General features: G+C 73.0%; 12 protein-coding genes. All 12 read left to right on the forward strand.

Annotation, left to right across the window (positions count from 1 at the left end; all coding sequences use genetic code 11):
* The first annotated feature begins 8 nt into the window (after positions 1-8).
* Positions 9-398, forward strand: a complete 390-nt coding sequence (locus ACZ48Y_RS08165) for a bactofilin family protein (protein ID WP_464740222.1) — start codon at positions 9-11, stop codon at positions 396-398.
* On the forward strand, positions 398-1,255 hold the full coding sequence (gene accD, locus ACZ48Y_RS08170) for an acetyl-CoA carboxylase, carboxyltransferase subunit beta (RefSeq protein WP_464740224.1): 858 nt from the start codon (positions 398-400) through the stop codon (positions 1,253-1,255). Before ACZ48Y_RS08165 ends, accD begins: the two co-directional genes overlap by 1 nt.
* Complete coding sequence (locus tag ACZ48Y_RS08175; protein WP_464740226.1) at positions 1,245-2,198, forward strand: acetyl-CoA carboxylase carboxyltransferase subunit alpha; 954 nt, start codon at positions 1,245-1,247, stop codon at positions 2,196-2,198. The genes accD and ACZ48Y_RS08175 overlap by 11 nt, the downstream gene beginning before the upstream one ends.
* A gap of 69 nt (positions 2,199-2,267) precedes the next feature.
* The gene (locus ACZ48Y_RS08180; RefSeq protein WP_464740228.1) at positions 2,268-3,470 is read left to right on the forward strand and encodes a PEGA domain-containing protein; all 1,203 of its coding nucleotides are present in this window, start codon (positions 2,268-2,270) and stop codon (positions 3,468-3,470) included.
* Between the two features lie 9 nt (positions 3,471-3,479).
* Positions 3,480-4,217, forward strand: a complete 738-nt coding sequence (locus tag ACZ48Y_RS08185; RefSeq protein ID WP_464740230.1) for an NTP transferase domain-containing protein — start codon at positions 3,480-3,482, stop codon at positions 4,215-4,217.
* Positions 4,204-4,734 (forward strand): hypothetical protein, encoded by a 531-nt coding sequence (locus tag ACZ48Y_RS08190; protein ID WP_464740232.1) that lies wholly within the window; start codon positions 4,204-4,206, stop codon positions 4,732-4,734. The genes ACZ48Y_RS08185 and ACZ48Y_RS08190 overlap by 14 nt, the downstream gene beginning before the upstream one ends.
* 14 nt (positions 4,735-4,748) lie before the next feature.
* A complete protein-coding gene (locus ACZ48Y_RS08195; protein ID WP_464742894.1) occupies positions 4,749-5,597 on the forward strand; it encodes an NAD(P)H-dependent flavin oxidoreductase in 849 nt (282 codons plus the stop codon).
* Positions 5,598-5,658: 61 nt separating this feature from the next.
* Positions 5,659-6,984, forward strand: a complete 1,326-nt coding sequence (locus ACZ48Y_RS08200; protein ID WP_464740234.1) for a KamA family radical SAM protein — start codon at positions 5,659-5,661, stop codon at positions 6,982-6,984.
* Between the two features lie 19 nt (positions 6,985-7,003).
* Positions 7,004-7,717, forward strand: a complete 714-nt coding sequence (gene rlmB, locus ACZ48Y_RS08205) for a 23S rRNA (guanosine(2251)-2'-O)-methyltransferase RlmB (RefSeq protein ID WP_464740236.1) — start codon at positions 7,004-7,006, stop codon at positions 7,715-7,717.
* A complete protein-coding gene (locus ACZ48Y_RS08210) occupies positions 7,717-8,796 on the forward strand; it encodes a M20 family metallopeptidase (RefSeq protein ID WP_464740238.1) in 1,080 nt (359 codons plus the stop codon). Before rlmB ends, ACZ48Y_RS08210 begins: the two co-directional genes overlap by 1 nt.
* On the forward strand, positions 8,793-9,038 hold the full coding sequence (locus tag ACZ48Y_RS08215; protein ID WP_464740240.1) for a hypothetical protein: 246 nt from the start codon (positions 8,793-8,795) through the stop codon (positions 9,036-9,038). Before ACZ48Y_RS08210 ends, ACZ48Y_RS08215 begins: the two co-directional genes overlap by 4 nt.
* Positions 9,013-9,915, forward strand: a complete 903-nt coding sequence (locus ACZ48Y_RS08220; protein WP_464740242.1) for an ROK family protein — start codon at positions 9,013-9,015, stop codon at positions 9,913-9,915. Before ACZ48Y_RS08215 ends, ACZ48Y_RS08220 begins: the two co-directional genes overlap by 26 nt.
* The last annotated feature ends 7 nt before the right edge of the window (positions 9,916-9,922 follow it).

Consider the following 9,922-nt stretch of genomic DNA (forward strand, 5'->3'; position numbering starts at 1 on the left):
CTGAAGGGGTGCTGGGTCGCAAGCGTTCTGTGAACAAGAGCATGACCTACGTGGCCCCCGACGCGGTGGTGCGCGGGGACCTGGAAGCTGAAGGGGCGGTCCGCGTCGACGGTGTGGTGCTGGGCTCGGTACGCACCGCGGGGGACCTCGAGGTCGCCCCCGGCGGGCGGATCGAGGGCGAGCGGGTCGAGGCCCGGGACGTCGTGATCCACGGCCAGGTCAAGGCCCGGGTGGCCGCCCAGGGCCGGTTGGCGTTGACCAAGAGCGGCCGCCTCGAGGGCGACGTGGTCGCCCGGGCGCTGGACATCGAGGCCGGGGCGGTCTTCGTGGGCCGCAGCACGACCGGGGAACCGGCGCCCGCCTTCGAGCCCAGCCTAGAGGCACCCCAGGAGGAGTAGTGGCCCTCGAGCGCTTCTTCCGCCGCCGGCGCACCCGCGGCGAGGGCCGTGAGGTGCCCTCGCTCTGGGTGCAGTGCCCGGCGTGCGAGGCGCGGATCTACAAGAAGGACCTCGAGCACAACCTCGGCGTCTGCCCGGAGTGCGGCCACCACACCCGCATCCCCGTCGAGCGCTGGGTGGCGATTCTGGCCGACGAGGGCAGCTTCGAGCCCCTGACCGGGAAGCTCCGCCCGGTGGACCCGCTGGGGTTCGTGGACACCGAGCCCTACCCCGAACGCCTTAAGCGCTACCAGGAGAAGACCGGGCGGCCGGACGCGATCTACGGCGGCCGGGCGGCGATCGGCGGGATCCCGGCGATGCTCTACGTCATGGACTACGCCTTCGCCGGGGGCTCGATGGGCTCGGTGGTGGGGGAGGAGATCGCCCGCGGCGCCGAGCGGGCCGCCGAGGAGGGGCGGGCCTTCGTCGTCGTCGCCGCCTCCGGCGGGGCGCGGATGCAGGAGGGGGCGCTCTCCTTGATGCAGATGGCCAAGACCACCTTCGCCCTGGAGCGGCTCTTTGCAAAGGGGCTGCCCTACGTCTCGATCCTCACCGACCCCACCACCGGCGGGGTGACCGCGAGCTTTGCCACCCTGGCCGACGTGATCTTCGCCGAGCCCGGCGCCCTGATCGGCTTCGCCGGGCCCCGGGTGATCAAGCAGACGATCCGCCAGGACCTCCCCGAGGGGTTCCAGCGGGCGGAGTTCCTCGAGGCCCACGGCCTGGTCGACCGGGTCGTCGACCGCCGTCAGCTCAAGGCGCACCTGGTGCGGGTGCTTGCCCACCTCTACCCCGGGGAGGGCGGCGATGGCGCTTGAGTTCGAGCGGCCGCTCGTCGAGCTCGAGGCCAAGATCCGGGCGCTCGAGGCCACCGCCGCCGAGCAGGGGCTCGACCTCTCCGAGGAGATCGAGCTCCTAAAGCAAAAGTTCGCGCGGCTGCAGCGGGAGATCTACGAACACCTCACCCCCTGGCAGCGGGTGCAGCTGGCCCGCGCCCCCGGCCGGCCGACGACCCTCGACGTCCTGGAGACGGCCTTCGAGGCCTTCGAGGAGCTTAAAGGGGACCGGGCCTTCGCCGACGACCCCGCGGTCGTCGCCGGGCTCGCCCGGTTTCGGGGGCTCGAGGTCGTCGTCGCCGGGCAGCAAAAGGGCAAGAACACCAAGGAGAACATCCGCCGCAACTTCGGCATGCCCCACCCCGAGGGCTACCGCAAGGCGATGCGCATGATGGACCTCGCGGACCGCACCGGCCGGCCCTTCATCACCTTTATCGACACCCCCGGGGCCTACCCCGGGGTGGCCGCCGAGGAGCGGGGCCAGGCCTGGGTCATTGCCCGCTCGATCCAGCGCATGGCCCGCCTGCGGGTGCCCGCGGTGGCGGTCATTCTCGGCGAGGGGGGCTCCGGCGGGGCGCTGGCGCTGGGGGTCGGGAACCGGGTTTTGATCCTGGAGAACGCCTGGTACTCGGTGATCAGCCCCGAGTCCTGCGCCGCGATCCTCTGGCGCGACGCCAAGGAGGCGGAACGGGCCGCGGCGGCGCTCAAGCTCACCGCCCAGGACCTGCTGGCGCTGGGGGTGGTGGACCGGGTCGTCCCCGAGCCCGGGGGCGGGGCGCACCGCAACCCCGAGGGCGCGATCCAGGCCCTCGCCGACGCCCTGGAGGAGACGCTCGGCGCCCTCCTCCCCCTCTCCCCGGAGGCCCTTTTGGAGGATCGCTACCGGCGCTTTCGCCGCCTCGGGGCCTTCGAAGAGGTTTCCTGACGCGGCCTTCAGGGTGTTCTCCGGCGCCCTCATCCGGCTTGGGTAGAGTGAGGGTACGGGAGGTGGGAGATGAAACGCTGGCTTGTCGCGTTCGTGCTGCTGGTCCCGCTGGCGCTGGCCGGGGCCAAGATCACCCCGCAGGGGATCGTGGTCAACCCCAGCCCGGGGGCGCTCCGGGTCAAGGTCTGGGTGGACAAGGACCCCGCGAAGCGGGGCGACGCCACCTACCGCATCGGCGAGCCCATCCGGGTCTACGTCAGCGTCACCGAGGACGCCTACGTCTACCTCTTCGACGTCAAGCCCAACGGCGAGATCAGCCTCTTCCTGCCCAACCCCTACGACCGCGACAACTTCCTGCGCGCCGGCGAGGTGCGCCGCTTCCCCCCGTCCGGGGCCCGCTACCGCTTCACCGTCGACGGTCCGCCGGGGGAGGAGCTGGTGCTGGCGGTCGCCGCCAAGCGCCCCCTCTCCAGCCGGGAGATCGGGGACATCGAGCGCGGGGAGGTCAGGGTGCGCGGGCTGAAGGCGCTTTCGAAGGCGCTCTCGATCGTCGTCGAGCCCCTGCCCGGCGGCGACTGGGCCAGCGACTGGGCCCGCTTCTACGTGGTCGGCGAGACCCCGCCCCCGCCGTCCCGGGGCATCCTCGAGGTCGAGAGCGACCCCAGCCGGGCCCAGGTCTTCCTTGACGGCCGCTACCTCGGCCTCACCCCCCTGAGCGCCGAGGCCGCGCCGGGTCGCCACGCGCTCGAGGTCAGGAAGGCCGGCTACCGCCCCTACCAGGTGACGGTCCGGGTCCAGCCCGGCGAGCGGCTTCGGGTCTTCGCCCGGCTGGTCCCCGAGGTCACCACCGGCCGACTGGTGGTCCGCTCGATCCCCTCCGGGGCCCGGTTCTACCTGGAGGACGCCTACCGCGGCCGCACGCCGCTGGCGCTCGAGCTGCGCCCCGGCCGCTACGAGCTGCGGCTTACCCTCCCCGGCTACCGGCCCTGGGTGGACACCGTCGAGGTCCGCCCCGGGCGGACGACCGAGGTCGAGGCCCGGCTGCTTCCGGAGAAGGCCACCCTGGTGGTCGACACCAACGTCCGCGCCCGGGTCTTCTTGGACGGCTTCGAGCTCGGCTGGACCGAGGGCGGCATGCTGCGCGCCGAGGTCGATCCGGGCCGGCGCTGGCTGGTGGTCCTGGCGCCGGGGTACGCGCCCTACGTGGCGCGGATCCGGCTCGAGGCCGGCGAGACGGAGACGGTGGAGGTCGAGCTCGAGCGCGTGCGCTAGCATAGGGGCGTGGACGCGGTCTTGCTCGCCGGGGGGCGCCCCGAGGACCCGCTGGCCCGGGCCTTCGGGGCCCCCTCCAAGGCGTTCGTTCCCCTCGCCGGCCGCCCCATGGCGGCCTGGGTCCTCGAGGCCCTGCGCGCCGGTGGGGTTTCGCGGGTGACGCTGGTAGCCCCCGAGGCGGCCCCGGCGCTTCCGGTGGAGCGGCGCCTGGCGGACCGCGGGGCGCTCTTGGACAACCTCAAGGCCGCGCTTTCCGGCCTTGCCGGACCGGTCCTGGTGGCCGCCGCCGACGCCCCCTTGATCCCCGGGGAGGCGGTGCGCTTCGTCGCCGAGGCGGCGCCGGAGGCGGCCTTCGTCTACCCGATCGTGCCCAAGGCCGCGGTCGAGGCCCGCTGGCCGGGGATGCGGCGCACCTACGCCCGGCTCAGGGAGGGCACCTTCACCGGCGGCAACCTGATGCGGCTCGACCCCGAGCTCTTCTTCCAGGCCCGGCCCTACGCCGAGCGGCTCATCGCCCTGCGCAAGGCCCCCATCGCGCTGGCCAGGACGGTGGGGCTGGGGGTGCTCTTGAAGCTCCTCTTGGGGCGGCTGGGCATCGCCGAGCTCGAGGCCCGGGCGGCGCGGCTCTTGGGCGTGCCGCTCAAGGCGGTCGTCGCCCCCTACCCGGAGATCGGCGTGGACGCCGACAAACCCGAGGACCTGCCCTTCTTCGAACGCGAACTGGAGGCGATGCGTGCGCACGGTTAAAGAACTCCGGCTGGCCGGCTTGATCTCCTTCGTCTCGGCGCTGGCGATCGGGCTCTTCGCCGCCTTTTTGGCCCACCTCCTGGTGAAGGGGCGCTTTGGCTGGGAGGACTTCGACCTCTGGGGGCTCCTCGAGGGGCTGGTCTTCCTCGTCTTCTTCGCCCTGGCCCTGGCGGTGGCCAAGAAGGCGGTGCGGGTGCCCTGCCTGACGCTGCTTTCCGCCGGGCTTTTGGCCCCGCATCCGGCGCGGGCGCTGGTCGAGCCGGTGCCCCAGGTCGAGGGGCCCGCGGCGACCGAGCGCCACCTGGCGGTGGTCCTCGAGGAGGGCCGGCCGGTGGCGGCGATCCACCCCGATGGCGAGCTGGTGCCCTGGGAGGAGGTTCCGGTGGTGGCCCCGGAGGTGGCCGCGAGCGAGCTCGGGGCGTTGTTTTGGCGCGAGCCGGTGGTCTTCGTCGCCGACGGCGCGCGGGTCCTCGGGGTGATCACCCGGGAGCGCTTCATCAAGCTGGTGGCGACATGAGCCGTCCCGCCCCCATCGAGACCGCGATCACCCGGATGCTCGGCCTGCGCTACCCGATCGTGGTGGCGCCGATGTTCTTGGTCAGCACCCCGGCGCTCTTGGAGGCCGTCGCCCGCGCCGGGGGGATCGCGGTCATCCCCAGCCTCAACTTCCGCACCCACGCGGCCTTCGCCCGGTTCCTCGAGACCTTTCCGGACCTCCCCTTTGGCGTCAACCTGATCCTCAAGGACAACCCTCGCCTCGAAGCGGACCTCGACGCGGTGGCCCGGCGCCGGGTGCCCTTGGTGGTGACCTCGCTCGGCGATCCCAGTGCGGTGATCGCCCGGGTCCACGGCTACGGGGGCCGGGTCTTCACCGACGTGGTCAACCTGCGCCACGCGAGGAAGGCCGCGGCCGCGGGGGCCGACGCCCTGGTCGCGGTGGCCGCCGGGGCGGGGGGGCACGCGGGGGTGATCAGCCCCTTCGTCCTCGGCCCCTGGCTCAAGGAGGAAACCGGCCTCCCGGTGCTGATCGCCGGGGGGCTCGCCAGTGGGCGGCACCTCCTCGCCGCTTTGGCCCTGGGGGACGCCGGCTACTTCGGCACCCGCTTCATCGCCACCGAGGAGGCCGGGGCCTCGGAGGCCTATAAGCGCATGCTCCTCACCTCGGGCCCCGAGGACGTCGTCTACACCCCCGAGGTCACCGGGGTGCCGGCGAACTTCCTGCGGCCCTCCCTGGAGCGTTTCCGCGCCGGCGGCAAGCCCTGGAAGGAGGTCTACTCCGCGGGGCACGGGGTGGCCTTCGTCCGCGAGGTGCGGCCGGCGGCGGCGCTCGTCGAGGCGATCGCCCGCGAGTACCACGCGGCCAAGGCGGATCTGCCCTAAATCACCGACTGGTATACTACGAAAAACACGAGGGAAAAGCCCCTCGGGAAAGGAGATCCATTTGCCCAACGTTTCCCTTGAGGCCCCGAGGCCCTATCGTCCCCTGACCCTGGCCCAGCTCAAGCGGCACCCCGTCTGGCGGCGCCTCGATCCCGAGGTCCAGCACGCGGTCGAGGTCGTCGCCCAGGTCCTCCCTTTCCGCACCAGCCCCTACGTGCTCGAGGCCTTGATCGATTGGGAGCGGGTGCCCGAAGACCCGATCTTCATCCTCAACTTCCCCCAGCGGGAGATGCTCGACCCCGAGGCCTTCGAGGCCGTGGCCAGGGCCCTGGCCTCCGGCGACCGCGCCCGGCTCGCGGCGGTGGTGCGCGAGGTGCGCCGGGACCTCAACCCCCACCCCGCTGGCCAGCTCACCCACAACGTGCCGACCTTCGAGGGGAGGCGGCTCGAGGGCCTGCAGCACAAGTACCGCGAGACCGTCCTCGTCTTCCCCTCCCCCGGCCAGGTCTGCCACGCCTACTGCACCTACTGCTTCCGCTGGGCGCAGTTCGTCGGCGACCCCGACCTGCGCATGGCGACCAAGGAGACCGAGGACTTTTTGGCCTACCTCAGGGCCCATCCCGAGGTCACCGACGTTCTCTTCACCGGCGGGGACCCGATGGTGATGAACACCGCGGTGCTCGCCCGGTTCATCCGGCCGCTCCTTTCGCCGGAGTTCGCCCACGTGCAGAACATCCGCATCGGCACCAAGGCCCTCGCCTACTGGCCGTACCGCTTTTTCGACGAGGCGCTCTTGCGGCTTTTTGAGAACGTCGTCGCCTCCGGGCGCCATCTCGCGATCATGGCCCACGTCACCCACCCCAATGAGCTCGAGACCGACGCGGTGCGCGCGGCCATCGCCCGCCTGCGCGACGTCGGGGCGGTGATCCGCACCCAGGCCCCGCTCGTCGCCCACATCAACGACGACCCCGCGGTCTGGGCCCGAAAGTGGCGCGAGGAGGTGCGGCTGGGGCTGGTGCCCTACTACATGTTCGTCGAGCGCGACACCGGCCCCAAGCGGTACTTCGAGGTGCCGCTGGCGCGGGCGGCGGCGATCTTCCACCAGGCCTACCGCCAGGTCTCCGGCCTGGCCCGCTCGGTGCGCGGCCCCAGCATGTCCGCCTTTCCGGGAAAGGTGCGCGTCGTCGGGGTCAGCGAGGTGAACGGGGAGAAGGTCTTCGTGCTCGAGTTCCTCCAGGCCCGCGACCCCAGCTGGGTGGGCCGCCCCTTCTTCGCCAGGTACGACGCCAAGGCGAGCTGGCTGGACCAGCTCCAGCCCGCCTTTGGGGAGAGGTTCTTCTACGAGGACGCCCTCGCCGAGATGGCGAAGGCCGGCCTTTCCGGCTAGGCCCCGGTAAGCTTGGGGCATGTGGATCTACGGCCGGAAGCCGGTCCTCGAGGCCGCGCGGGAGGGGCGGGTCCGGCGGGTCTTGCTGGCCCGGGGCGTCGAGCCCCGCCTGGTGCGCGAGGTCCAGGCCGCCGGGGTGGCCTTCGACTGGACCAGCCGGGTCGAGCTCGCCCAGCTCGTCGGCACCACCCGCCACCAGGGGATCGCCGCCGAGGTCGAGGACGCGGCCTACGCCGAGCCCGAGGCCCCCTTTCGCCGCGCCGAGGCCCGCGGTGAGCCGCCGCTCCTGGTGCTCCTTGATGGGATCACCGACCCCCACAACTACGGGGCGATCATCCGCGCCGCCGAGGCACTGGGGGCGCACGGGGTGGTGAGCGAGGCGCGGCGCAGTGCCCCGCTCACCCCGGCGGTGATCAAGGCCAGCGCCGGGGCGGCGTTGCGCCTTCCCCTGGTGCAGGTCAAGAACCTTCCCCGGGAGATCGAGCGCCTCAAGGCCCGAGGGGTCTGGGTCTACGGCCTCGCCGGGGAGGCCGAACGCAGTCTCGAGGACGCCGACTACGCCCGCCCCCTGGCCTGGGTGGTGGGCTCGGAGGGGAAGGGCTTGCGGCGCATCGTCCGCGAGCACTGCGACGAGCTTTTGGCGATCCCCCTGAAGGGGACGACCCCCTCGCTCAACGCCGCGGTGGCGACGGGGATCGCGCTCTACCGCACCCAGCAGGGGCGGGGGCTTTGATGGACCCCCTCCCCCTCCTCATCGAGCTGATCCGGGCGGAGAGCCCCTCGGGCCACGAAGCTCCGGCCCGGGCGGTGCTCGAGGCCGCGTTGCGGCGGCTGGGCCTGGACGTCGAGGTGGACGCGGCGGGCAACCTCGAGGCCCTGAAGGACGGCCGGGGGCCCGAGATCCTCTTCACCGGCCACATGGACGTCGTCCCCGCCGGGGACCCCGGGCGCTGGCCCCACCCGCCGTTTTCCGGGGCGGTCGAGGGGGGCTGGGTCTGGGGCCGCGGCGCGGTGGACATGAAGGGGGCGCTGGCAGCGATGGTCGCCGCGGTGGCCCGCCTCGTCGCCGAGCGCCATCCCGCGCGGGTGCGGCTGCTTTTCGTCGTCGCCGAGGAGGTGGGCGGCGCCGGGAGCCGGTTCGCCGCTTCGCGCCTCAGCCCCGACGTGATCGTCCTCGGGGAGCCCTCGCGGCTTCGGCTGATGCGCGGACACCGGGGGCGGATCGAGCCCCACCTGGTCTTTACCGGCCGGCAGGGGCACGCCGCGCTTCCCAACGACCAAAACTCCCTCTTCGCCCTGGGGCGGGCCCTGGTGGCGCTCGACGCGCTCGACCTCGGCGAGGACCCGGACACCGGGCCCAACACCCTCCAGCCCACCCAGGTGCGGGTCCGGCCCAACGCGATCAACGTCGTGCCCGGCGAGGTCGAGCTGACCCTGGACGTGCGCTACGGGCCGGGCGTCGCGGTGCCCGCGCTCTTGACGCGGCTCTCCGGGCTCGGGGGGCGGCTCGTGCTGCCCGAGATCGAGGTTGCGGGCCAGCGCTACGCGGCGGACTTTCCCCCCTACGTCCTGCCCGCCGGGGATCCGGTGCTGCGCCGGGCCCTGGCCCTGTTGGGGCAGGCCGAGGCGGGGCTTTGGCCCTTCACCACCGACGCCCCCTACCTGGCGCGGACCGGCGCGCCGATCCTGGGCCTGGGGCCGGGGGACCCGGCCCTCGCCCACACCACCGAGGAGCGGCTTGAGCTCGACGCGCTTTTGGCCGCGGTGGCGGCCTACCACCGGCTTGCCGTAGGCTTGGGAGGGGCGAGATGAAGACCCGAGTGATCGGCGGTCATCGCTACCGGCTCTACGCGGTCCTGCCGCGGGCGGTGGCGCTCAGCTACGAGGCGCTCTTGCGCGAACGGCAGCTACCCGTCTACCTGGAGGACCTGAACCCCGAGGCCCGGGTCTACGCGGGCATCGAGCCGATGGGGGAGATGGTCTACTTCTGGGTGCCGGAGGCGACGTTCGAGGAGGTGGAGGCGCTCCTTGGCCAGGCGGACGCTGGGGCTTGACCTGGGGGGCACCAAGATCGCCGCCGGGGTGCTCGAGGGGGCGCGCCTTTTGAACGACCTCGAGCGTCCCACCCCCAAGGGCGGGGCGGACGCGGTGCTCGAGGCCCTGGTCGAGGCCGCCCGGCGCGCCGATCCGGCCCTGGAGGTGGCCGCGATCGGGGTGGGGACCCCGGGGCCGGTGGACTTCGCGCGGGGGGTGGTGCGCTTTGCGCCGAACCTTCCCGGGATCCGGGACTGGCCGCTCAAGGCGGCGCTCGAGGCCCGGCTGGGGCGGCCGGTGGTGATCGAGAACGACGCCAACGCCGCGGGCCTCGCCGAACACCACCTGGGCGCGGCCAAGGGGGCCCGGCACTCGCTCTTCGTCACCGTCTCCACCGGGATCGGCGGCGGGGTGATCCTCGACGGGCGGGTGCACCGCGGGGCGTTCGGCCAGGGGGGCGAGATCGGCCACCTGATCGTGGCTCCGGAGGGGCCGGTCTGCGGCTGCGGCAGCCGGGGCTGCCTGGAGGCGGTGGCCTCGGGGCGGGCCCTGGCCCGGGACGGGGCCTACGCCCTGGGCCGGGCGGTGAGCGTGCCCGAGCTCTTCTCCAGCCAGGACCCGAAGGCCCGGGCGGTGGTCGAGGGCGCGGCCCGTTACCTGGGGCTGGCCCTCGCCGGGCTGCAGCGGGTGCTCGACCCCGAGGTCATCGTCCTCGGCGGTGGGGTGGCGCTCGGCGGGGGGGAGGCCTTCCTGCTCCGGGTCGACCACCACTTTCAGGCACGGCAGGCCGGCTGGCGCTCGGCAGCGCTGCGCCTGGCCCGGCTGGGGCGCAAGGCCGGGGTGATCGGCGCGGCGCTGGCCGCCCGTCTCCACCTGGAGGACGCGAACCTGAAATAATGCCCTC

It is taken from the genome of Rhabdothermus arcticus (genome assembly GCF_055382915.1).

Coding starts and splice junctions, on each gene's coding strand:
- rlmB (WP_464740236.1), top strand. CDS start 7,004: ATGTGGATCTACGGCCGGAAGCCGGTCCTCGAGGCCGCGCGGGAGGGG.
- ACZ48Y_RS08180 (WP_464740228.1), top strand. CDS start 2,268: ATGAAACGCTGGCTTGTCGCGTTCGTGCTGCTGGTCCCGCTGGCGCTG.
- ACZ48Y_RS08215 (WP_464740240.1), top strand. CDS start 8,793: ATGAAGACCCGAGTGATCGGCGGTCATCGCTACCGGCTCTACGCGGTC.
- ACZ48Y_RS08210 (WP_464740238.1), top strand. CDS start 7,717: ATGGACCCCCTCCCCCTCCTCATCGAGCTGATCCGGGCGGAGAGCCCC.
- ACZ48Y_RS08175 (WP_464740226.1), top strand. CDS start 1,245: ATGGCGCTTGAGTTCGAGCGGCCGCTCGTCGAGCTCGAGGCCAAGATC.